This window comes from Hamadaea flava (assembly GCF_024172085.1).
In the GTDB taxonomy this organism is placed as follows: Bacteria; Actinomycetota; Actinomycetes; order Mycobacteriales; family Micromonosporaceae; genus Hamadaea; species Hamadaea flava.
This window is the reverse complement of sequence record NZ_JAMZDZ010000001.1, coordinates 4000028-4022704: the sequence shown is the minus strand read 5'-3', so window position 1 is coordinate 4022704 and position 22677 is coordinate 4000028. Positions and strand designations below refer to the sequence as shown.

The 22677-nt window shown below is 70.3% G+C and carries 24 protein-coding genes; 11 read left to right on the top strand and 13 right to left on the bottom strand.

What is annotated here, in order from left to right:
- Positions 1–24 precede the first annotated feature (24 nt).
- The 3 genes from HDA40_RS18850 to HDA40_RS18840 are packed head-to-tail and all read right to left on the bottom strand — an operon-like array spanning position 25 to position 2392.
- The gene (locus HDA40_RS18850) at positions 25–735 is read right to left on the bottom strand and encodes an ABC transporter ATP-binding protein (protein ID WP_253757678.1); all 711 of its coding nucleotides are present in this window, start codon (positions 733–735) and stop codon (positions 25–27) included.
- Positions 732–1847 (bottom strand): peptidoglycan-binding protein, encoded by a 1116-nt coding sequence (locus HDA40_RS18845; RefSeq protein ID WP_253757676.1) that lies wholly within the window; start codon positions 1845–1847, stop codon positions 732–734. Before HDA40_RS18845 ends, HDA40_RS18850 begins: the two co-directional genes overlap by 4 nt.
- Positions 1844–2392: a hypothetical protein gene (locus HDA40_RS18840; protein WP_253757674.1), complete on the bottom strand. Its 549-nt coding sequence runs from the start codon at positions 2390–2392 to the stop codon at positions 1844–1846. Before HDA40_RS18840 ends, HDA40_RS18845 begins: the two co-directional genes overlap by 4 nt.
- 177 nt (positions 2393–2569) lie before the next feature.
- Between HDA40_RS18840 and HDA40_RS18835 the strand changes: the two genes are divergently transcribed.
- Together HDA40_RS18835 and HDA40_RS18830 are read left to right on the top strand one after the other, a co-directional pair.
- Entirely contained in the window at positions 2570–3226 is a 657-nt protein-coding gene (locus HDA40_RS18835) for a response regulator transcription factor (RefSeq protein WP_253757672.1), read from the top strand.
- Positions 3223–4473, top strand: a complete 1251-nt coding sequence (locus tag HDA40_RS18830; protein WP_253757670.1) for a sensor histidine kinase — start codon at positions 3223–3225, stop codon at positions 4471–4473. The genes HDA40_RS18835 and HDA40_RS18830 overlap by 4 nt, the downstream gene beginning before the upstream one ends.
- A gap of 1 nt (position 4474) precedes the next feature.
- Here HDA40_RS18830 and HDA40_RS18825 read toward each other — a convergent pair whose 3' ends face one another.
- Genes HDA40_RS18825 through HDA40_RS18815 form a run of 3 tightly spaced genes read right to left on the bottom strand, consistent with a single transcriptional unit; the run spans position 4475 to position 8929 of the window.
- Positions 4475–5092, bottom strand: coding sequence for a Dps family protein (locus HDA40_RS18825; protein WP_253757668.1), 618 nt, complete (start codon positions 5090–5092; stop codon positions 4475–4477).
- 50 nt (positions 5093–5142) lie between these two features.
- Entirely contained in the window at positions 5143–5907 is a 765-nt protein-coding gene (locus HDA40_RS18820; RefSeq protein ID WP_253757666.1) for an SDR family oxidoreductase, read from the bottom strand.
- A gap of 16 nt (positions 5908–5923) precedes the next feature.
- The gene (locus tag HDA40_RS18815) at positions 5924–8929 is read right to left on the bottom strand and encodes a putative bifunctional diguanylate cyclase/phosphodiesterase (protein WP_253757664.1); all 3006 of its coding nucleotides are present in this window, start codon (positions 8927–8929) and stop codon (positions 5924–5926) included.
- A gap of 299 nt (positions 8930–9228) precedes the next feature.
- Here HDA40_RS18815 and HDA40_RS18810 point away from each other — a divergent pair, with 299 nt between their 5' ends.
- From HDA40_RS18810 to HDA40_RS18790, 5 genes are read left to right on the top strand one after another with little or no spacing between them, the layout of a single operon-like run.
- A complete protein-coding gene (locus HDA40_RS18810; RefSeq protein WP_253757662.1) occupies positions 9229–9648 on the top strand; it encodes a YbaB/EbfC family nucleoid-associated protein in 420 nt (139 codons plus the stop codon).
- Entirely contained in the window at positions 9645–9983 is a 339-nt protein-coding gene (locus HDA40_RS18805) for a type VII secretion target (RefSeq protein WP_253757661.1), read from the top strand. Before HDA40_RS18810 ends, HDA40_RS18805 begins: the two co-directional genes overlap by 4 nt.
- Before the next feature lie 10 nt (positions 9984–9993).
- Positions 9994–10488, top strand: coding sequence for a WXG100-like domain-containing protein (locus HDA40_RS18800; RefSeq protein ID WP_253757659.1), 495 nt, complete (start codon positions 9994–9996; stop codon positions 10486–10488).
- A complete protein-coding gene (locus HDA40_RS18795; protein ID WP_308197724.1) occupies positions 10481–10939 on the top strand; it encodes an HNH/ENDO VII family nuclease in 459 nt (152 codons plus the stop codon). Before HDA40_RS18800 ends, HDA40_RS18795 begins: the two co-directional genes overlap by 8 nt.
- A 1-nt stretch (position 10940) precedes the next feature.
- Positions 10941–11516, top strand: a complete 576-nt coding sequence (locus HDA40_RS18790) for a suppressor of fused domain protein (protein ID WP_253757657.1) — start codon at positions 10941–10943, stop codon at positions 11514–11516.
- A gap of 59 nt (positions 11517–11575) precedes the next feature.
- Here the strand turns inward: HDA40_RS18790 and HDA40_RS18785 are convergent, their stop codons facing one another.
- The 5 genes from HDA40_RS18785 to HDA40_RS18765 all read right to left on the bottom strand — a co-directional run bounded on the left by HDA40_RS18785 (position 11576) and on the right by HDA40_RS18765 (position 15339).
- Complete coding sequence (locus HDA40_RS18785; protein WP_253757655.1) at positions 11576–12595, bottom strand: CU044_5270 family protein; 1020 nt, start codon at positions 12593–12595, stop codon at positions 11576–11578.
- Positions 12592–13122 (bottom strand): RNA polymerase sigma factor, encoded by a 531-nt coding sequence (locus tag HDA40_RS18780; RefSeq protein WP_253757652.1) that lies wholly within the window; start codon positions 13120–13122, stop codon positions 12592–12594. The genes HDA40_RS18785 and HDA40_RS18780 overlap by 4 nt, the downstream gene beginning before the upstream one ends.
- Positions 13123–13183: 61 nt before the next feature.
- Entirely contained in the window at positions 13184–13480 is a 297-nt protein-coding gene (locus HDA40_RS18775; RefSeq protein ID WP_253757650.1) for a DUF1905 domain-containing protein, read from the bottom strand.
- A gap of 75 nt (positions 13481–13555) precedes the next feature.
- Positions 13556–14929, bottom strand: a complete 1374-nt coding sequence (locus HDA40_RS18770; RefSeq protein WP_253757648.1) for an MFS transporter — start codon at positions 14927–14929, stop codon at positions 13556–13558.
- Entirely contained in the window at positions 14926–15339 is a 414-nt protein-coding gene (locus tag HDA40_RS18765; RefSeq protein ID WP_253757646.1) for a nuclear transport factor 2 family protein, read from the bottom strand. The genes HDA40_RS18770 and HDA40_RS18765 overlap by 4 nt, the downstream gene beginning before the upstream one ends.
- Before the next feature lie 102 nt (positions 15340–15441).
- Between HDA40_RS18765 and HDA40_RS18760 the strand changes: the two genes are divergently transcribed.
- Positions 15442–18033, top strand: a complete 2592-nt coding sequence (locus tag HDA40_RS18760) for an AAA family ATPase (RefSeq protein WP_308197723.1) — start codon at positions 15442–15444, stop codon at positions 18031–18033.
- Positions 18034–18086: 53 nt separating this feature from the next.
- Here the strand turns inward: HDA40_RS18760 and HDA40_RS18755 are convergent, their stop codons facing one another.
- Together HDA40_RS18755 and HDA40_RS18750 are read right to left on the bottom strand one after the other, a co-directional pair.
- Positions 18087–18359: a hypothetical protein gene (locus HDA40_RS18755; protein WP_253757642.1), complete on the bottom strand. Its 273-nt coding sequence runs from the start codon at positions 18357–18359 to the stop codon at positions 18087–18089.
- A gap of 36 nt (positions 18360–18395) precedes the next feature.
- Positions 18396–19733, bottom strand: coding sequence for an MFS transporter (locus HDA40_RS18750; RefSeq protein ID WP_253757640.1), 1338 nt, complete (start codon positions 19731–19733; stop codon positions 18396–18398).
- Positions 19734–19784: 51 nt separating this feature from the next.
- Between HDA40_RS18750 and HDA40_RS18745 the strand changes: the two genes are divergently transcribed.
- The 3 genes from HDA40_RS18745 to HDA40_RS18735 are packed head-to-tail and all read left to right on the top strand — an operon-like array spanning position 19785 to position 22608.
- A complete protein-coding gene (locus tag HDA40_RS18745; protein ID WP_253757638.1) occupies positions 19785–20420 on the top strand; it encodes a TetR/AcrR family transcriptional regulator in 636 nt (211 codons plus the stop codon).
- A gap of 56 nt (positions 20421–20476) precedes the next feature.
- On the top strand, positions 20477–21796 hold the full coding sequence (locus tag HDA40_RS18740; RefSeq protein WP_253757636.1) for a flavin-containing monooxygenase: 1320 nt from the start codon (positions 20477–20479) through the stop codon (positions 21794–21796).
- Entirely contained in the window at positions 21793–22608 is an 816-nt protein-coding gene (locus HDA40_RS18735; protein ID WP_253757634.1) for an SDR family NAD(P)-dependent oxidoreductase, read from the top strand. The genes HDA40_RS18740 and HDA40_RS18735 overlap by 4 nt, the downstream gene beginning before the upstream one ends.
- Positions 22609–22677: the final 69 nt, after the last annotated feature.

Here is a 22677-nt window from a genome sequence, read left to right as displayed (position 1 = left end):
GCGGCCGGTGGTCCAGACTCGCGGTCACGGTCGCGCTCCTTCCAGTGGTACGCCCAGCGCAGCGGCCTCGTCCGGCAGGTCGTCGCCGACGATCTCGCCGTCGCGCATGTGCACCTGGCGCGGCAGCGTGGCAGCGATCTCCCGGTCGTGCGTGATGATCACGACGGTGGTGCCCGCCGAGTGCAGCTCCCGGAGCAGCTTCATCACGCCTGCCCCCGACGAGGAGTCGAGGTTGCCGGTCGGCTCGTCGGCCAGCAGCACGGGCGGCTCGCCGACGACGGCGCGGGCGATGGCGACCCGCTGCCGTTCGCCGCCGGACAACTCGTGGGGCTCGTGGTCGATCCGGTGTCCGAGCCCGACACGCTCCAGGGCCACGTTCGCGCGCCGACGGCGTTCGCCGAGGCCGATGCCGCTGTAGAGGAGCCCGTCGGCGACGTTGTCCAGCGCACTGACCCCGGGCGCGAGGTGGAACTGCTGGAACACGAAGCCGATCCGGGTCGCCCGTAACGCCGACAGCTGCCGGTCGGAGAGCCGGGAGACGTCGTACCCGTCGATCGTCACCCGGCCGGAGCTGGGCCGATCGAGCGTGCCCAGTACGTGCAGCATGGTCGACTTGCCCGACCCGGACGGTCCGACGATCGCCATCAGCTCCTGCTCGCCGATCGTCAAGCTCACGTCGCGCAGCGCGTGCACGCCACCCGGGTAGACCTTCGAGACGCCGGTCAGCTCGATCATTTCGGCATCCCGACGGTGACGCCCTCGGCGATGCCGTCGCCGGTGATCTCGACCCGGCCGCCCCCGAACAGGCCGGTCTCGACCTTCACGTAGTGCGTGCTGGAGCCGTCGACGATCTCGACGCCGTAGCCGCCCTCGGCCAGTGCGACCAGCGCGGCGACCGGGACGGTGAGCACGTCCTTGTGCTCGGCCGCCGTGAAGACCACCTCGACGGAGGCGACGTCGAGGCCGGCCGCCGCCTTGGCGTCCTTCAGGGTCAGCTGCGCCTCGATCTTCGTCTCCGCGTCGCCGTTGGGGTCGTCGCTGGCCTCGATCACGGTGTAGACCCGCTGAACGGTCCCGTCGACCTTCTTGCCGTCGGGCAGCTGGATCGAGACGGCCGTGCCCTTCTTGGCCAGCCGCTGGTCGCCGATGCCCAACTGGATGCTGACCACGCGGCTGGTCCCGGTGTAGGACAAGACCTCTTGTCCCGGGCCGATCTCGCCGCCCAGCGATGCCTTGACGCTGTCGACCCGGATCGCACCTGGAGCGAACAGCACCCGGCCCAGCTCGACCCGGCCGGTCTCGTCGAGACCGAGATCTTCCTGCCAGTCCTCGACCGCGTCAGCAGTGTCCGAGGTGTACTTGCTGTCGACGGTGAAACCGGAATAGCCCAGCGCCTTCAGGTTCTGCTCCAGCTGCTTGACGTCGGCGCCCTCGTCGCCCACCTTCAACTCCCGGTACGCCGGAACAGTGCCGTACATGAGCACGATCGGGGTGTTGTTCACCTTGTAGACGGCGTTCCCGCGTTGGAAGATCGAGCTGGCGTACGGGAGTGACGTCACGGTTCCCTGGATCCGTGCGGCGAGGGCCGTCGAGTCGCCGTACCCGAGATCGCCGGACACGGATTGGGTGTCGTTGAGGGTCTGCTTGGTGACCTTCGCGGTCGTCGGCGGCAGCTGCGACTGGTTGTCCTCGGCCTTCTCCGGCGCGAACCCGAAACCGAGGGTGGCCGCGGTCGCCGCGCCGACCGCGAGGACGGCGACACCAGCTCCGATCAGCTTTCCGCCGCGTCCCTTCTTCCGGCGCTTGGGGCGTACGCCCGTCGCCGTGTCCTCCGTGGAGACCGTCATGAGCTCTGGGTCTCCTTGATCGACGGGCCCATGATCTTGTCGCAGGCCTGCTGCGCCTTCGGGAAGTCAGGGTCATCCGCGATGCTGCCGTCGATGCGGATGCCGCCCTGGTTGGGATCGGGGTCCTGGAACTTCTCGACGCCGTTCTCCCGCATGCACTTGGCGTACTCGAGGGCCTTCTTCTGCATCTCCGCGTCGGCCTTGCCGCCGCCGGGGCCGCCGTCGGGCGCGTAGTCCTTGCACGCCTTCTGGGCTGCGTCGACGTCGGTTCCCGGCTGGGCGTTGATCCGCATCTGGATCTTGCCGTCCTTGATCTCCGGGTCCGGCATGTCCACGCCGTGTTCACGCATGCACTGGGCGAACTTGAGCGCCCGCTCCTGCTCCTCGGCGGCGGAACGGGTCTTGGACGCGCTCGGGCTGGCGCTGGCGGTGCCGCCGACCGAGGCGACCCCGTTGTCCGTGTTACCGGACTTGCCACAGCCGGACAGCGCGAACAGCAACGCGATCGGCACACTGGCCGTCGCGACGAGGAGCCTTCTGCTCATGATTTCGTCTCCTTGCCGGGCGGCCCGCGGAGTGCGGCCGCTTAGGGCGCCGAGTCAACGCGTCGAGCTGTTTCGGGGGCGCTTCCGAAAGCGCTAACGCCGGAGAAACATCACGGCGCGTCACCATGGAGCGGTGACCGCGCAGGTCACGGGGACTTTGAAGGGGTTTGCGGGCTGATGCGCATTCTCGTGGTGGAGGACGAACGCCTCCTGGCCGAGGCGATCGCGGAGTGGCTGCGTGACGATGCTCACGCGGTCGACGTGGCGCTCGACGGCGAGGCCGCGCTGGACCGGCTGGGCGTCAACGACTACGACGTGGTCGTGCTCGATCGTGACCTGCCGAAGGTGCACGGCGACGAGGTATGCCGGGAGGTGGTCGCCTCGGAGTCGGCGGCCCGGGTGCTGATGCTGACCGCCGCGGCGGAGATCGGCGACCGGGTGAACGGGTTGTCCCTCGGCGCCGACGACTATCTGCCGAAGCCGTTCGCCTTCGCCGAGCTGGCCGCCCGCGTCCAGGCGCTGGGCCGCCGGGCCCGCCCGGCCGTCCCCCCGGTGCTGCGCCGGGCCGGCATCGTCCTGGACCCCGCCCGCCGGCAGGTCTTCCGAGGCGACAGGTACGTCCTGCTCTCCAAGAAGGAGTTCGGGCTGCTGACCGAGCTGCTGCGGGCGGACGGCGCGGTGGTCAGCGCCGAGCACCTGCTGGAGAAGGTCTGGGACGAGAACGCCGACCCGTTCACCTCGGCCGTCCGGCTCACCGTGTTGAAGTTGCGTCGCAAGCTCGGCGAGCCCGCCGTCATCGAGACGCTTCCTGGAGAGGGGTATCGGATCCCATGAGCCGTCGCCGATTCCGGCCCACCCTGCGCATGCGGCTGACCCTGGTCTACGGCGGCCTGTTCCTGATGGCCGGCATGGTCCTGCTCGGCGTGACCTTCCTGCTGGTCCAGCAACAGCTGCCGGGGGCCGGGAACATGGTGCAGATCAAGATGTCTGGCCAGATCAAGGGCAGTCCGAAGAGCACGCCCGGCCCGGACGCCCTGCCGGACGGCCTGGCCGACGAGCCGTTCCTGGTCTCGGGCAGCGGGCAGCAGATTAACGCGAGCGACGTGCCGAAGTATCTGGAGCAACAGCAGCGGAAGCTGCGTACGGATGCGCTCACCTCATTGCTCACCCAGGGCGGCATCGCGCTCGGCATCGTCGGCGTCGCCTCGATCGCCCTGGGCTGGCTGATCGCCGGGCGGGTGCTCGCACCGCTGCATCGGGTCACCGAGACGGCCCGTCGGATCGCCAACGCGCGGGGCGCGGATTTGAGCCTGCACGAGCGCATCGCGTTGGAGGGCGGCGACGACGACGTCAAAGAACTGGCCGACACCTTCGACACCATGGTCGAGCGGCTCGACCGGTCGTTCGAGGGCCAGCGGCGGTTCGTCGCCAACGCCTCCCACGAGCTGCGTACGCCGTTGACGCTGAACCGGGCGCTCGTCGAGGTCGCGATGAACCGCAAGACGGCGTCGGCGGACGTGAAGCAGTTGGGGGAGACCCTGCTGGAGATCAACAGCCGGCACGAACGGCTGATCAACGGACTGCTGCTGCTGGCCCGCTCCGAGAACGAGGTGCTGGAGCGCGCCGAGATCGACCTCGCCGACGTCGTCAGCCACGTCGTCGCGCAGGCCGCCGACGAAGCGCGGGCGGCCGAGGTCACGCTCACGGAGAATCCCGCCGAGGCGGTCACCATCGGCGATCCGATCCTGCTGGAACGGCTGGCGCAGAACCTTGTCGAGAACGCGATCCGGCACAACCACGCGGGTGGCTTCGCGCGCGTCACGAGCCGCGTACGCCCGGACGGCGGGGTCGAGCTGGAAGTCGCCAACAGCGGGCTGACCATCCCGCCCTACGACATCCCGGGGCTCTTCGAGCCGTTCCGGCGGCTCGACGACGAGCGACTGGTCACCTCGAAGGGCGCCGGGCTCGGTCTCTCCATCGTGCGGTCGGTGGCCCGGGCGCACGGCGGCGAGGTCGTCGCCCGGCCCCGGTCCGGCGGCGGGCTGGTCGTCACAGTGACCCTGCCCGCCGCGTACGCCTGACTCAGCGCGCCACGGTGGTCGGCGTGTCCACCAGATGCGCGGACAGGAACCAGACCTGGAGTTCGCCGGTCCGGACGACGTCGGAGACGAGCAGGTCGTTGCTGCCGTCGTCGCCTTCCTCCTCGACCCGGGACGCGGCGTCGTGCGCGTCCTCCAGGATGGTCTCGTGCGCCTGGAGCAGCCGGGAGAGCATCGCCGGGACCTCCTCGACGCCGTCCGGCGGCCGGGGGATCCGAGTCAGCTCGGCCGCGTGCCGCGGATCGCCGACGGCCACCCCACCTAGCGTCTGCACCCGCTCGGCCACGAGGTCGACCAGGGCCAGCTGCTCGCCCGCATGCTTGTCCAGCAACAGATGCAGCTGGTAGAAGGTCGGCCCGCGCATGAGCCAGTGGTACTTCTTGTACAGCGCGTACAGGACTTGGGTGTCCGCCAGAATCCTGTTCAGCCGCTCGCACGAGTACATCCGGGCGTCGTAGGACAGGCCGATCGGCAGCTCCACGACGCTCCCGAACTTCTGGATCTCCGAACTGACCTGGCCCAGCCGCGGCTGACTGCTCCTGCCGGCCTTCTTCGCCGTCGCCTTGGTCGCGGCCTTCGCGGCCTTCTTGGTGGTCGCCATGGGCGCATCCCCCTTCCCTCCGGCAGGGGCGATACCCGCCTCCAGGGCGTTTATGCGGCTCCCGGCCGGTTCGCGGGATCGTTCGCCAGCCACTGCTCGAAGGTCGTGGGCGCGATCCGCGCGTTCGGCCCGGGAAGCAGCACCTCGCCGGCCATCTCGACGGTGAACCGGCCCTGCCAGCTCGGCGCCAGCTCGACGGTCTGCCCGCGTACGCCGAGGGTCCGCCGGGCCATGTCGACGAGATCCTCCGGCTTCGGCCCGGCCACCTCGACGATGCCGCCGACCGGGGTGTCCAGCGCGACCGCCACCAGGGCATCGGCCACGTCCGCGACCGCGATCGGCTGCACGAGCAACGGCGCGATCGGAGCGACGCCGTCGCTTGCCGACCAGCTGACCACCATCGCGGCGAAATCGTGGAACTGCGTCGCGCGTACCACCGTGGTCGGAACGGGACCGGCGAGCGCGACCTCCTCCTGGCGCCGTTTGCCCGCGTAGTGCGGGTTTCCCGCGACGCGGTCGATGCCCACGATGGACAGCACCACGTGATGGCCGACGCCGGCCCGCGTGGCCGCGGCGAGCAGCGTGCCGGTGGCCGTGCCGAAGAACTGGCGGGCCGCCTCGGCATCCTCCGCCGGGGCGTTCGAGACGTCGATGATCGCGCTGACCCCTCTGAGCGCGGCATCGAGGCCGTCACCCGTGATGATGTCGACGCCCTGCGAGCGCGCGATCACGACTGGCTGATGACCTTGGGCTTCCACGGCCCGGACTACCTCGCGGCCGGTGAGCCCGGTGCCGCCGACGACTGCGATCTTCATCCGCCCAGCCTAGGTCCTAGTGACGGGCCAGCCACGCGTAAGTCGCGGGGAGCGGCAACGGCTTGGCGAACAGGTAACCCTGACCGTAGGGGCAGCCCAGCACGGTCAGCAGCGTCGACTCGGCCGACGTCTCGATGCCCTCGGCGATCACCTCCAGGCCCAGCGTGTGCGCCAGCCGCACGATGCCGTCGACCAGGGCCCGCTGTTTGGCCGACGCGGCGATCGTGGAGGTGAACTGGCGGTCGATCTTCAGCACGTCCAGCGGGACCGCGCGCAGGTAGCTCAGGGAGGAGTAACCGGTGCCGAAGTCGTCGATCGCGATGCGTACGCCCGCCTGCCGGAGCCGGGCCAGGTCACGCCAGAGCCGGTCGTCGTCGCGTACCAGCAGGCTCTCGGTGATCTCGAGCATCAGCAGACCGGGGGCGACGCCGTGGTCGGTGAGTTCGGCCAGGACCTTGTCGGCGAACGTGGAGTTGCGGAATTGCCAGGCCGAGACGTTGACGCTGACGTAGGGCCGGTTCGCGCGGCCGTTGCCCTGCCATGACTGGGCGGCCTCGATCGCGTGCCGGAGCACCCATTCGCCGATCGGCTCGATGAGCCCCGACTCCTCGGCCAGGTCGATGAAGGCCTGCGGCCCCAGGCGGCCCCGCGTCGGGTGGTTCCAGCGGACGAGCGCCTCGAAGCCGACGGTGTGGCCGCTGCTCAGCGCGACGATCGGCTGGTACTCGACGTCGAGCTGGTCGCCGGCGAGCGCGGCGTCCAACTCGGTCCGCAGGGTGAGCCGCTCGGTGATCGCGGTATGCAGATCGGGCTGGTAACGCCGCCACTGTCCCTTCCCCTCGCCCTTGGCGACGTAGAGGGCCAGGTCGGCGTGGCGCAACAGTTCGGCGCTGTCGACGGCTTCGGAGTTGGTCGCCACACCCACGCTGACCGAGCCGTTGACCAGCTGACCCTGCACCAGCAGCGGCTCCCGGAAGGCGGTCACGATCCGGGCGGCCACATCTTCGACCGCGGCGAGGTCGGCCGCGTCCTCGATGATGACGGCGAACTCGTCCCCGCCCAGCCGGGCCGCCATGTCCCGGTGCCGCAGCAGCTCGCTGAGCCGGTGGCTGACCCCGATGAGCAGCTCGTCGCCGAGGTTGTGGCCCAGCGTGTCGTTGACGATCTTGAAGTCGTCGAGGTCGAGGATCAGCACGCCGACGACGGTCAGGTTCTGGTCGGCGTGCGCGAGCGCCTGTTGCAGGCGTTCGGCGAACAGCGCCCGGTTGGGCAGGCCGGTCAGCGCGTCGTGGTACGCCCGATGGGTCAGCTCCCGCTCCAGCCGGCGGCGATCGGTCACGTCCCGCAGCGTCACGACGATGCCCTGGACGGCCGGGTCGGCGCGCAGATCCCGCCAGGCCACCTCGGCCTGCAACGCGGGGCCGTTCGGGCCGCGTACGGTCCAGTCGGAGCCCCGGACGGCCCGGTCGCCGGTGCGGCACACCGCTTGCAGCTCGGCGGCGGCCTGGACCTTGCTGCTGGGGTCGACCAGGTCCAGCAGCGGCATCTTGAGGACGCTGGAGGTGCCGAACATCGCCGTCGCCGCCGGGCTGGCGTACCGGACGTGGTCGTCGGCGTCCAGGATCAGGATGACGTCCGCGGTGTTGTGGACGAGCGCGCGGAAGTACTCCTCGTTGTTGCGCCGCACTAGTTCCTGCCCGAGCTGGATGCGGTCCATGGCCAGCGCGGCCTGGGCGGTGAGCGCCTGCACGGAGGCCCGGATCGCGCGCAGGACCCGGTCGGGCGCCCCGATCAGCAGTACGCCCACCTGCGAATCGCCGGCCGGCCGGTCGGGCAGCACGAGCGGGGCCGCCATGGTCGTCGGATGGGGCAACACCCGCTGCGCGAGCCACTCGGGCAGCGAGGTGGTGGCCAGGATCTGCTCGCTCCGCAGCGCTTGCAGCGAGACTGAGGCCTGGGATGACTCGAGCAGGATCGCGCGATGCGCAAGATCGGCCGGGATCAGTTCGGCGACGCCGTCCTTGAGCGCCGCGCCCACGGCCTTCGGGTCCGCCGCCGAGACCAGGGAGGTCGTGACCTGGCGCAGCCCCCGTTCCCGGCTGATCTGGGACTGGAGTTTCCGGCCCACTCCGGCCAGCCGGGTCAGCACGAGGACGCCCATGGCGGCGCAGGCGATGGCGATGATGACGCCATGCCGGGCGGGCGGATTGGTCACCGCCTCGAAGAACAGCACCGCCGGCGGGATCAGGGCGGACACCGCGAGAAGCGCGATGCTGAGCGGCGTGGTGTCCCGTACGCGCAGTCTCGGCGGCTCGGTGAGCGTACGCATGGACGGGACGAGCGCGGCCAGGCCGAAGCAGCCGTAGAAGACGAACCAGCCCAGCCCGACCAGGTCGCCGAGGGCGAAACCGGCATGCGTCGCCCGATAGAACGCGTCCGAGACGAGCAGGCCGGCGGCGCCCACGACCAGCAACACGATCGAGGTCGTGACGTTGAGCGCCCGGATGAGCCGGGTGACGCCGGCCAGGATGACGACGTCGGCGATGGGATAGATCATCGAGGTGAGATGGGCGAGGTCGTCCGACGTGGCCACCCGGGCGCTCGGCTGGACCAGGACGATCCAGGTCAGCAGTCCCACACCGCACATCACGATCAACGCGTCGAGGAGCGCGCCCCGGGCGGCGGGCCGCCCGAATTGGAGCAGACCCGCCATCAACAGGACGAACATGACGGTGTACAGCAGATCGTCGGCGAGGTAATCGTCGACCAGCGGGGTGACGCCCTCGACGAGGTAGTACACCGCGTCGGCGGCGGCGTACGCGAAGACCGCGCCGGCCAGGAAGTACCAGGGACGCGGCCGGCTCGGCCGGTTCAGGCGTATGCCGACGACCACCGCCGCACCGCTGCTGAGCCCGATCGCGAGCCAGACGAGGGCGGCAGCGTTCGTCGGCGGCATCACGAAGTAGGCCGTCGCCAGCACTAGAAGCCACGCCGCGTACGCGGGGATGATCAACCGTCGCACACGATCCCTCATAAATCGGTAGGTATCGTGCCATTATCCCCGCCAGCCGCCGACGCTCACACGAAAACCGGCTGATCTTGATCGATTCGGTCGATTGAACCGGCGGGTTGGTGACTTGACAACGCGTACGCAGACAATCACTGCACGTCAGGCGATTGGCGCGCATTCTTAGTCGCTGAAGTTGTCCACAGGCGACGGATTACGCATTGCGTGCCGCCTATGTGCTGACTACTTTCGGGACCGAACCTCGGGGTGCCCAGCAGTGGTTCCGGGGTCGCCCGGCACATGGGGAGGTAGGCATGTCCGACTTGTCGAGCATCGTCGGTGACCTCGACCGTCTGATGGAAATGGCCCAACGCGAGGCCGAGAAGGCCCGCGATCAGTCCCGCGATCCCAGCCTCGAAGCGTCGGGGAGTGCCCTCGACGGAAAGGTGAGCCTCAAGCTCGCCGCCGACGGCCGGATGAGCGAACTCGTCCTCGACGACCACGTCATGGCACTGACGCCACGAGAGCTCGCCGTCGAGATCATGTCCGCCTTCAACCAGGCCTGGGCGGCGTCCCGGTCGTCCGACCCGGCGGCCGCCGCCGCGGCCGCGGTCGACCCGGCCGCGCTGGCCGAGACGATGAAGCAGATCCGGGAGGAGGGCGTGCGGACGATGTCCCGGATCACCGACACGCTCGCCGACCAGATGGCGAAGATCGATCGGCGGCTGTCATGAGCGTCCCGATCGAGGTCGTCTCCACCGGCCTCCGCCTGGCCTCGACGCAGCTCAACGACGTCACTGAGCGGGCCGACCAGATGATCCAGCAGTTCATCGGCGAGATCGAGTCGCTCGGCGAGTGCTGGGGCGACGACGACCTGGGCAGTGCGATGGGCGCCATCTACAAGGCGGCCCTGGCCCTGGTGGTCAACGCGATCACGTCCAATCTGGACACGTTGGACGACTATGCCGAACGGCTCGGGGTCGCCGCCGACAACTACGACGACGCCGACATGTCCGCAGTGGAGCGGATGACCAAGCTGGCGTCCGGCGGCCCGAGCCTGTCCCTCTAGGAGGTCTGTAATGGGTATGACAGTTCCCGGCGAGGTGCAGACCATCCTGTCGATCATCGGGTTCACCTGGCCGAAGGGCGACGAGACCGCGCTGCTGGACCTCGGCCAGTCCTGGTCGAAGCTGTCCGGTCTGCTCGACGGCCACGTCGGCGACGCACAGAACACCGCGATGCAGGTGTGGAACCAGAACAAGGGCGAGATGATCAGCGCCTTCCAGTCCCGGTTCTCCGGCGACGGCAGCCCGGTGCAGCGGCTGAACCAGGGCGGCACCGGCGCCGACATCGTCGGGGTCGGCATGATGGTCTGCGCCGGCATCGTCCTGGCGCTGAAGATCAACGTCATCGTCCAGGCGACGCTGACCCTCATCGCGATCGCCTCCGCCATCGCGGCGGCCTTCGTGACGTTCGGCGCGTCGACGGCGATCATCGCCCTGCTGCGGGAGGCGCTCAAGCGACTGCTCAACTGGTTGCTCGACCAAGCAGTATCGAAGGTGCTCGGTGGCTAGGGCGGGCAAGCGCGCCGTCGGCAAGCTGGCCGGTGAGGCGGCCGAGGGCCTGATGAAGCCCCTGGCCAAGGTCGTGAAGAAGGGTGACGTCCTGCCAGGCGTCACCAAGGCGGCGAAGAAGGCCGCGAAGAAGACCAAGGACACCTACCGGCGGCCGAAGGGTTTCCGCAAGGGGGTCCGCGACAAGGTCTGGAAGTCCGCGAAAGGTCCCGACGGCAAGGTTCGCGACCCGCTCACCGGTAAGGTGATGGACAAGAAGAAGTCGTGGGACATGGGCCACAAGCCGGGCTACGAGTTCCGTAAGCATCGAGACAGTGCCCGGCAGCGTAAGATCACGCGGAAGAAGTTCCTGGACGAGCACAACGACCCGTCCCACTACCGGCCGGAGCTCCCCTCGTCCAACCAGAGCCACGCCGGCGAAGACCACACCGACGACTACTTGGGGCCGTGACATGGCAGTGAGCGCGGACAACAAAGCGATCGCCAAGACGACGGCGGGGATCTTCGGTGGCAGTCCCCGGGTCATCGAATACCTCAACGCCGACGAGACCAGCCGGATCGGCGTACTGCACTCGGCGGATCGCCCGGAGAAGGGCCTGACGGCGTACGCGACGGTCGGGCTGTCGGACATGTCGCTCGACCGAGACCTGGACCCGCCGCTCGGCGTCGAGTTCCTCGGGGTGGCCGAGTCTGACTACCCGTTCGCCGAGATCGTCTCCACCGCCGCGTTCTTCGTGCTGAACGACGGGTGGGAGCCCGAGCCCGGGGCCTGCTTCCGAGACATCGTCAAGATGCAGATCCCCGACACCGAGCTGCCGCACATCTACTTCGCCGATCCCTCGGTCTACTGGGACCAGGAGTTCGCCTCCCGGGTCATCGGCGAGAAGACCGTCGCCTGGCTGCTCGCCATCCCGGTGAGCGAAGCCGAGGCGGAGTACGCGCTGGAGAACGGGGCAGACGCCCTGGAGGCGCTGTTCGAGGAGAACGAGGTCGACATCACCGATCTCGAACGCGACTCGGTCCTCTGATCGCCATCGCGCATCGGCCGCCTCCCGTGCCTGGGCGGCGGCCGATGCGTTTCAAGCGGTCAGGCCGTCGGTGGGGCCTCGTCCGTGAACCGGTCGTCCAGCCGGAGCGTGCTGCCCTGCCGGTCGACCGTGGCGAGCAGGTCGCCCGACTGTGGATCGATGATCAGCTTGGAGTCGAAGGTCGAGCCGTCCGCGTTGCGGAACGTGTGCTGCACGCCCACCCCGGGCCGGCCCTTCGCATCCTGCTCACCCTGGGTGATCGTCAGGTCGGGCAGCTCGGCCAGCATCCGGTAGACCGCCGCGCGTACCTGGGGGGTGGCCGGTAGCTGGGTCAGGATCTCCCCGCCCAGGGAGAACAGCAGCTCCGTGTCCATGCTCTGGGCGTCCAGCGCCGTCAGGTACGCCTTGAGTCGCGCCGGATCGGCGGGCAGCGCCTGGACGTCTGCGTACGTGAGGTCCTTGCTGAGCAGGGCGAACCCGAACGGCGGCACGATCTCGACCTTGCGGGCCCGCGGGGCGGCGTCGACCTTGCGGCCGGGCTTCCCGTCCGGCGCGAGCGCCTGCCAGGACGTCGGCGAACCCGCCTTCGCCCAGGCTGTCTTGTCGGCCTCCGTCGCCGGCGCCGCGCCGAGCCAGGTGATCACGGAGACGTCGTCGACCCCGGTACGCAAAGCGTGCCAGGTCTCGTTCTCGACCCGGGCGAGGACGGTGTAACCACCTACGTCGTACCGGATCTGCATTTCCAGCTTGGTCACCCAGTAGCTTCCGGTCGGCTGCGTACCGGTGGCGGCCTGCGCGGCGGCGGCGAGCAGGATGCCCCGTGCGTTCGGGGACTCGGCCTGCGTCTGCGGTGGTTGCGGGGTGACTCCCTGGCCCGTTGTGGACACGGCGACGGCGATGACGATCGCGGCGACGGCGATCGTCGGAACCAGTCCTGCGAGCACGAGCCGCTGCCGCGGCGTACGCCGGAAATGCGCGGGCGCGTCAGGGAAGTGCGGAGCCGGGCGGTCAGGTGCGCCGTCGAGCACCGCTGGGCGCGCGTCAGCGATCTGCTGCAACGCGCGACGGTGGCGATTCATCTGCGGATCTCCTCTGCGGGAAGGGGAAGGGCGGATTCGACGGCGGACTGCTCGGCGAGCGCCTTCTCGAACCGTCTACGCGCGCGGTGCAGCCGGACGAAGAAGGTGGCGGTGCTGACGCCCAGCACCTTCGCGGCGTCCCGGGCGGCCAGACCGTGCCAGGCCACCAGGGTCAGCAGTTCCCGATCGGCGGGGGTCAGGGCGTCCAGCGCCGCCAAGGTCGCCGACCGCTCGGCGACCAGGTCGGCGACATCTCCCTCGACCGCCGCCTTGGCCTGCGACATCAGGCTCAGTTGGCGTACCTGGTCCCGGTGCTTTTCGTAGACCACGTTGCGGGCCACGCCCAACAGCCAGGGCAGGGGATCGAGGGGTACGGCGTCCAACCGCCGCCAGGCCACGAGGAAGGTGTCGTTGACGATGTCGTCCGCGACGCCACGCCCGGCCCGGCTCACGGCGTACGCGTAGACCTGCCGGTGATGCCGGTGGAAGAGCGCGGCGAAGTGTTCGCGCGCCGAGGGATGTGTCACTGGCCCGAACTCCTTGGGGAAGGGTTGCCGTCGGCCAGCAATGCCCTGGCGGAGTCCGTTCTTACAGGACTTCCACGGAAACCTCGGCGACCTCGCCCGGGTGCAGTTCCTCGGCCCGGCGTACCGCCTTCTTGACCGGCAGCACGTAGCAGCCGCTCTTGCTGTCCGGGAAGATCGACGTCGCCCAGGTGCTCGACCCGATGGTCACCCGTACGCGTACCGCGCCGAAACCCCGCCGAGGCCCCTCGGTGAGTTCCCGGATCTCCTGAGAGGCGTCGGCGGGCAGGCTCACGAACGTCCAGCTGTCCAGCTTCCGCGCGTCCCACAGCCACAACTCGGCGTCGAACTGAACGATCACCCGTCCACGGTAGCGTGCGGCGCTGGATCCCTGATCCAGCGCCCAAAAGCCACAGCGAAGCGGGAACACAGGAGGTCAGCGGCGGGGGAGGAGTTGGACCAGGCCGGCCAGGGCCAACTCCAGGACGCACAGGGCGATCAGCCCGGCCTGGAATCCGCCGGTGTAGTCGGCGGCCTGGTAGAACACGATTCCGATCAGCGCCACCCCGACGGCGTTGCCGGTCTGGTTGACGGTGGACAGGACGCCGGACGCCGACCCGGCGTGCTCCGGTGCGACCTTCGCCAGGACGGTCGTGGTCAGCGGGGCCAACGCCAGGCCCATCCCGATGCCGTCGATCGCGAGGCCGGGCAGCAGCCAGCCGATCCCGTGCCCGGCGGCGACCGCCATCGAGGCCAGCCCGGCCACCATGATCAGTGCGCCGACGGTCAGCACGTGCCGGCCCAGGCGGGCCGCGAACCGGTGGGCGTTGGTCGAGGTGAGCAGGTAGCCCGCGCCGATCGCCATGAACACCGTGCCGGACTCCAATGCGGACAGTCCGCGGCCGAACTGGAGGTACAGAGCCAGGATCAGGAAGAACGAGGCCTGGCCCATCCAGAACAGCTGCACGGCGAGCAGTCCTTTGCCGAAGGCCGGCTGGCGGAACAGCCGCGGGTTCACCAGCGGGTGCGCCTGGCGACTCTGGTGTACGCCGAACGCCCCGAACAGGACGGCCGAACCGGCCAGGCTGAGCCAGGTCCACAGCGGCCAGTCCTGCTCCGGCCCCTGGATGAGCGGTAGGACCAGGGTGACCAGGGCGGCCGTGACGAGCAGGACCCCGACGAGGTCGAGCCGGCCGCCGACGGCCCGCGACTCAGGCAGCGTACGCAGTTTGACCAGGGCGGCGACGCCGATCGGCAGGTTGATCAGGAAGCACATCCGCCAGTCCAGCCCGAACAGGCCGGCCTTGATCAGCAGTCCGCCGATGACCTGGCCGAACACCGCGCCCAGCCCCAGCGTGAGGCCGTACCGGGCGAACGCCTTCGGCTGCGCCCACAACGGCACCGCCGTACGCAGAATGGCCAGCGTCTGCGGCATCATCAGCGCCGCCCCCAGCCCTTGCAGCACCCGGGCGCCGACGAGGAACCCGGAGCTGAGGGCCAGTCCGCAGAGCATCGAGGCCACAGTGAACAGGGCGAGTCCGAGGCCGAAGATCCGGCGGCGGCCGTAGAGGTCGCCCAGCCGGCCGCCGGTGATGAGCCCGGCCGCCAGGGCCAGCCCGTACCCGGCGACCACCCATTGCAGCGCAGCGGGTCCGGCCCGGAGGTCGAGTTGTACGGCGGGTAGGGCGACGTTGACGATGAAGAAGTCCAACGCCGTCATGAAGGTCGCGGTGAGGAGGACGGGCATCACCCCGCGCGGGGTGCTACCCCCGCGCGAAGTGACCTCCGGCGACGTCAGGGTCGCGGTCATGCCGCACCTCCCGGAACCTTGTCGAGGAAGCCGTAGACCTTCGCGATCCGGCCGTCGATCAGCTCGACGACGTCGAACCCGACGACGATCGGCTCGCCGCCGCTGTTGTGAGCCGACCCGCCGTCCTCACGCTCGGCTCGGGCGTTCGGGCCGACATCGCGCGGCCCGAGGTGCCAGGTGAACCGGGCGATGTCGTGGTGGGCGTCGACCGCGCCGCCGAGCCGGAACTCCAGCCCGGCGAACTGGCCCTGCACCGCGGCCAGCAGCCCGTCGAGCTGCTCGTGCCCGGTGACGTCGGCCAGCGGGTCGGTGTAGCGGACGTCGGCGGTGAAGACCTCCGCGATCAGCTCCTGGCGAGCGACGGCGTCGGTGGCGTTCCACGCGGCGAGGTACTTCTGGATGATCTCCATGGGAGGGGTTCCTTTCGCATATCTGCTGGTGAGAAGAAACCTACGGAGATCGGGTCGCCCCGGAATCGGTATCGCTTAGGTAATCCGGCGCTGGGCGTACCAGTGTGTAGATTCGAACCCGTGTTGCACGGCCGGAATCGCGAGCAAGACCAGGTGGAGCGATTGATCGCGGCGGCCCGTGACGGCGCGGGCGGCGCCCTCGTGCTGCGCGGTGGGCCGGGTATCGGCAAGACCGCGCTGCTGGAGTGGGCCGCGGAGCTGCCGGTCGGGCGGGTTCTGCGCGGCAGCGGCGTCGAGTTCGAGGCCGAGCTGCCGTTCGCCGGTCTGAGCCAGCTGTTGCGTCCGGTGCTGGACCGGCTGGATCGCCTGCCTGGCGCGCAACGGGCCGCGCTCGCCGCTGCGTTCGGCCTGGCGCAGGGGGAGAGCGCGGACCGTCTGCTGGTGGGATTCGGTGTGTTGTCGCTGCTCGCGGAGGCGGCCGACGACGGGCCACTCCTCTGCCTCATCGACGATGCCCACTGGCTGGACGCGGTCTCGGCCGACGCGCTGCTCTTCGCGGCCCGCCGGTTGAGCGGCGAGGGTGTGGCCTTGCTGTTCGCCACCCGGGACGGTGGTTTCGCCGCGCCCGGTCTGCCCGAGCTTCGGCTCTCCGGTCTCGGTCCGGTCGACGCCGCGCGACTGCTCGACCCCGAGCTGGACCCCGTGGTCCGGTACCGCGTGCTCGCCGAGGCCGAGGGCAATCCGCTCGCGCTTTTGGAGCTGCCGAAGGTGGGAGATCAGGCGGCGGGTCGCCCGCTGCCTGAACGCCTCCAGGCCGCCTTCTCCGGCCAGGTCGCGGGACTCCCCGCGACCACCCGCGCGGTGCTGCTGGTCGCGGCGGCCGAGGACACCGGAGATCTCGCGGTGGTCCTGCCGGCGAGTCGCGGCACGGCCGACGACCTCCGCCCGGCCGAGGCCGCGGGTCTCCTGGAGGTCGTGGGCACGCGGCTCCAGTTCAAGCACCCACTGGTACGCACAGCGGTGTATCACGGGGCGGCGTACTCCGATCGGCTGGCCGCCCATCGAGCGCTCGCCGCAGTTCTGACCACATCGGACTCGGCTGACCGGCGTGCCTGGCATCTCGCCGCCGCCGCGACCGGCCCGGACGACGAGGTCGCGGCGGCGCTCGAAGACACCGCCCGGCAGGCGCGGGACCGCAACGGTTACGGGGCCGCCGCAGCGGCGTACGAGCGGGCGGCGCAGTTGAGTCAGACCCCGGCCGACCAGGCGCGACGGCTGCTGCTGGCGGCCGAGAACGGCATGCAGGCGGGCACCCCGGCCAACGCGGTCACCCTGGCCGAACGGGCCGCCGCGCTGGTGCCGGAGCCGGACTTCCTCGCCCAGGTCGGCTGGGTCGAAGGACGCGCCTGGTTCTGGCAGGGCAACTACCAGACGGCGTACGACCTGCTCACGGCGGCGGCCGGGTTCTCCGACGACCCCGGTCCGATCCTCCTGCAGGCCGTCCACCCCGCCTGGTACCTCGGTGAACCTGTCCTCTCGGAGTGCCTCGACCAACTGGCGAAGCTTGACGATCCGCTCGCGCGGTTCCAGGTCGCCTCGGTACGCGGCCGGCCCGCCTTCGTCGGCGGCATGCCCGACGCGGCGCCCCGGGACCTCGTGCAGATCTGCGGGCTCGGCTTCGTCTCCGGCCAGGACGCCGAGGCGTACGAGCTGACTTCGGCGTTGGTCGGGCGCTGCCGGGCCGAGGGCCTGGTCGGGCTGCTGCCGACCCTGCTGTTCTTCCAGGCCGAAGCCGAGTTCTTCCACGGCCGCCACCGCGACGCCGACATCAGTGCGGCCGAAGGACTCGACGTCGCGCGCGACGGCGGTCAGCCGCTCTGGATCAGTCAGCTCTCCGCCCTGCGGGCCGTCCTCGCCGCCGTCGCGGGTGCGTCCGAGGACTGCCGTTCCCTGGCGGCGGAAGCGTTGGCGGCCGCCGCGCCGAGCTGCGAACCGGCCGGGCACACCTGGGCACAGTGGGCGTTGGCGCTGCTCGACCTGGGCGAGGGCCGGCCCGAGGCCGCCGTTCCCCGACTGCTGTCCCTTCAGGACGACCCGTACGCCCATCAGGTGGCGGCGTACCGGTGCGTTCCGGATCTGGTCGAGGCGGCGGTCCGCGCTGGTTCCCCGGCCGTTTCACTGGATCGGTTCACGGAGTTCGTCGAGCGGGTGCAGCAGCCGTGGGCCACGGCCCTCTTGCTGCGCTGCCAGGCCCTGCTCGGCGGCGACGAGCAGCTGTTCCAGCACTCGCTGGCCCTCCCGGCCCGGCCGTTCGAGCAGGCCCGCACCGAGCTGCTCTACGGCGAGTGGCTCCGCCGGGCCCGCCGCAAGGCCGAAGCGCGTACCGTCCTGCAACGGGCGCTCGAAGTCTTCGACCGCCTCGACGCCCACCCCTGGGCCGCCCGTACGCGTACCGAACTCGCGGCGACCGGGCTGCCGACGTCGGAGCCCGTGGCCTCGGCGGTCGCGTCCTTGACCCCGCAGGAACTCCAGATCGCCCGGCTGGCGGCGCAAGGTCTGTCCAACAAGGACATCGCGGCCCAGCTCTTCCTGAGCCCGAAGACGGTCGCCTACCACCTGTACAAGGCGTACCCGAAGCTAGGCGTCACCGCCCGCTCCGACCTCCCCCCGACTTTCCGCGCGATCATGAACTAGCGGTCGTGATCGACCGGCGTGTCGCGTCCCCCCGTTCATGATCGATCCCCGGGCTAGGCGCTCGGTTCGGCGTTGTAGCCGAGCGCCTCCCAGAGCGCGTCCGCGTTCAGGATCTCCAGCTCGGGATCGAGTTCGCCGAGGCGACGCAGCGACTCGTCGGGTGCGCCGTTGGCCTCGGCCCCCGCGCGGATCATCCGGGCGGTCATCGGCAGGGTGTCGAGGTCGACGTACCGGGACATTTCCTCCCGGGCGGCCCGGCGGGCGACCAGTTCCTCCGCGTCGGCGTCCGAGAGCTGATAGCTGTTGTCGAGCGCTCCACTTGTCATGATTAGTCCCGTACCCGCCGAGCAGGGGAACGAACCCTAGGCGGCGGCGCTGCGGAGCTGGCGGTCCAGGACGTAGCGCCGCTGGAGGAGGATGCTGCCGACCATGAGGACGGCGGGCACCAGCCCGAAGCCCAGCCGGATCATGTCGTGGGCGAACGCGGACTGCACGACTTCCTCATCCGCCGTGGAGCCGACGAAGCCGCCGATCGCGAGGCAGGCCGAGTAGACGTAGGGCCCCAGCGCCCCGCCGGTCGCCTCGGCGGCGGTCCAGACGCCGAGGTAGGAGCCCGCCTTGTCCGGGTCGGCCGCGCGGACGACGTCGGGGACCATCGAGAACGGCAGCAGTTGCATCGCGGCGAAGGCGATGCCGAGCACGGCCACGGCGGCGATCAGCACGGCGAGCCCCGCGGTACGCCCGAACGCCAGCACGACGCAGCCGCCGACGAAGGTCCCCTGCGCGATGAGGAGCCCGGACTGCTTGCCGATGCGGCGTACCAGGCGGACCCAGAACGGGGTGGCGATCAGGGCCGGGGCGACGAACGCCGCGACCAGCACGGTCGTCAGCTTCGGGCGGCCCAGCTCGTAGGCGGCGTAATAAGGGACGGCTGCGAGCACGAGGTGGCTGGTGGTCGACATCAAGAGGTAGCTCGCGACCAGCCAGCGGTACTGCTTGTCCCGCAACGCATCCAGCAGCGCCCGAAGACCGGGTGCATGACCGGCGCCGGTCACCGGTGACGGGGCCTGCTCGGTCAGCTGCCGCACTCCGCGTACGCCGATGAACATCGTCGCCAGCATGCCGACGCCGAGCGTGGCGCCCATGGCGGCGTACCCGAAGGTGTTCTGGATGATCGGCGCGAGTACGCCGCTGAGCAGGATGCCGAGGGTGAGCACGACCATGCGGAAGCCCATCAGGCGGGTCCGCTCGTCGTAGCCGATCGTGAGGTCGGCGGGGGTCGACAGGTAGGGCACCTGGTAGAGCGCGAACGCGAAGTTGCCGAGGACGAACGCGGCCGTCACCCAGAGCGCGGCCGACCCGCCCGTGAGGCCGCCGGGAACCGCGAAGAGCAGGGCGAACGCGACCGGCAGCGCGCATCCGAACAGCATGAGCCGGCGGCGATGCCCGTGGCGACGCCGGTCGGCGTCGGACAGCCGGCCGACCCAGGGGTGCAGGAGCACGTCGAGGATCTTCGGCAGCAGCAGGGCGAGACCCGCCACCGTCGGGCTGACCGCGAGCACGTCGGTCAGGAAGAAGAGCAGGAGCAGGCCGGGCACGGTGACCCAGATGCCCATGCCGAGGGAGCCGGTGGCGAAGCCGGCCAGGCTCGGGCGGGACAACTGGTGGACGGCGGGCTGGGTCATGGCGGGCTCGGGCATAGTGGGCTCCAGTATCCAACGATTGACGGATTGTAGGGCACAATGGCGGGCATGACCATGGAGCGCAGACGCGGGCCGGGCCGCCCCCGACGGGCCGAGCAGCGGGACACCCACGCGGCGATCATGGCGGCCGCGACCGGCCTGTTCGCCCGGCGCGCGTACGACTCGGTGAGTCTGCGGGAGGTGGCCGCGGCGGCCGGCGTCGACGTGGCGACCGTGCACCACCACGCCGGCACGAAGGCGGATCTCTACCAGGCCTGTTTCGCCCGCGTCTTCGCCGCCGAGTCCGACGCGCTGGCCGGTGCGGTCGCGTCCGCGCACGAAGGGCTGCGGTCCGGCCCGGAAGAGGCGTTCGCCCGCCTGCACGCACTGCTCGACGTGTTCGTCGACTTCCTGGAGCGGGTGCCGGAGACCACCGCCCTCTGGCTGCGCCGCTGGTCGGAACCGGAGCTGCACGCCGAGCTGGACGACGCGTACTCCTTGCCGCTGTATCGGGCGGTCGAGGAGGTCCTGATCGCGGCCACCGACCTCGGGCTGCTCGCCGAGCCGTCGCCGCGCATCGCCGTCCGCAGCCTCGTCTGGTCGGTGCACGCGCACGTGGTGAGCCCGTCCGCGCGTGGCGACGAGCGCATCGAGTTCCGGGCCTTCGTGCACCGCTGGCTGGATCGGATGTACCGGGCGGGTTGACGCTCGGCCACCAGCCCGGGCATTATCCAACCATCGTTGGATAAAGGAGGTCGGCCATGCAGGTCGCGGTGATCGGGGCCGGCCCATCCGGGTTGGCGACGCTCAAGGCACTCACCGATCAAGGCGTACCGGCGCGGTGTTTCGACCCCGGTGACCGGGTCGGCGGACTCTGGGTGCTCGGCGGGCCGCACTCGTCGGCGTACCGGACGCTGCATCTCAACACCAGCCGCACGCGTACGGAGTTCGCCGACTATCCGATGCCCGCCGACTGGCCGGACTACCCCGACCACACCCGCATCGCGGGCTACCTCGGCGACTACGCCGAGACCTTCGGGCTCGCCGACCGCGTCAGCCTGCGGCACACGGTCGAGCGCGTGGTCCGCGCGGGGACCGGCTGGGACGTCACGGTCCGTGGGCCACTCGGCACGACGACCCAGCGGTACGCAGCCGTCGTGGTCGCCAACGGTCACAACAGCACCCCGCACGTGCCCGCCTATCCGGGTACGCCGACGCTGGAGCAACTGCACAGCCACGACTACCGCGACCCCGCCCAGCTCGCCGGAAGGCGGGTGCTGGTCGTCGGCGGCGGGAACTCGGCGATGGACATCGTGGTCGACGCCTCCCACGTCGCCACGTCGACCCTGCTGTCGCTGCGGCGGGGCGTCTGGATCGTGCCCAAGCACCTGCTCGGACGGCCGTCCGACACGCTCAACGGCGCGCTGGCCAAACGGCTGCCGTGGCGTACGCGGCAACGCATCAGCGAGACGATGCTGAAGCTGACCGTCGGCAAGCCGAGCAAGTACGGGCTGCCCGATCCGACTCACGGCTTCCTCCAGGATCACCCGACGTTGTCCGACGGGCTGCTGTCCCGGATCACGCACGGGGAGATCGGCGTACGCCCCGGCATCGAGCGCGTCGACGGCACGACCGTGACCATGACCGACGGGCGGCAGGACGACGTCGACCTGATCGTCTGGTGCACCGGATACCGCGTCGACCTGCCGTTCCTCGACCCGGCGCTGCTGGGCGACGGCGCCGACCGGCTGCCGCTCTACCGTCGTGTGTTCCACCTCGACGCACCGGGCCTGACGTTCGTCGGCCTGATGCAGTCGACCGGGGCGGCGCTGCCCATCGTGGAGGCGCAGGCTCGCCTGGTCGCCGCCCACCTCGCGGGCCGGTACGCGCTGCCGGCCGCGGACGAGCAGCGCGCCGATTGCGCTGCGCAACTTGCCGCCGCCCGCGACCGCTGGGGCGAGCGGCGTCCGGCCATGCGCATCGACTTCGACGCGTACCTGGCGTTGGCGGCCAAGGAACTGGCCGAAGGCACCCGCCGCGCCGCCGCCGGACGCGGTGTCACCTGGAAGGAATCCGCATGACCACGCTCTCCGGACGCCGTGTGCTCATCACCGGCGCGGCCGGCACCTTCGGCCGACTGCTCTGCGCGCGGTTCACCGCGGCCGGCGCTCGGGTCGTCGGCCTCGATCTGGCCTCGGGCACGGCTGACGGCGTACAAATTCATGGATGTGATCTGACCGGCGGCGATGCCGCGGCCGCGGCCGTCGACCGAGCCGTCGCGGACCTCGGCGGCCTGGATCTGTTGATCAACAACGCTGGGGTCGGCGGCCCGGCGCCGGCCGAATACGCGCCCAGCACGGCGGCGCGGCAGCAGCTCGAAGTGAACCTGATCGCGGCCTGGAACACCACGGCCGCCGCGATCCCGGCGCTGGAGGCGAGCCGAGGCCGGGTGATCTTCGTGTCCAGCCGGATGGCAGTCCTGCCGCTGCCGCTGGCCGCCGCCTACGGCGTCAGCAAGCGCGCCCTCGTCGCCTACGCCGACGCGCTCCGCCTAGAGGTGGGTACGCACATCGGCGTGACGGTGGTCTATCCGAGCATGGTCGCCTCGCCGATCCACGACGCGTCGGCCCAAGCCGGGCTGTCGCTCGACGGAGTGTCCCGCTACGAGCCGGCGTCCGGCGTGATCGACGCGATCGTCCGCAGCGCGACCTCGGCGAAGCCATTGCGTAACGTGGCCACGACCCGGCGCGGACGCTTCGAGATGGCGGTGGCGCGGCACTTCCCGGCGGTGGCGGCGGCGATGGTCCGCAAGACCATCCGCGAGCGCATCGCCGCCGGGGATCTCGACGCCGCGCCGCTGGCCGCGGGCATGGTGCGCCGCCACACCGCCTGACGCGCCCCGCCTTAGGGCGCTGGATCACGGTTCTGGGTCGAATCTTGGCGCAAGATTCGACCCAGAACG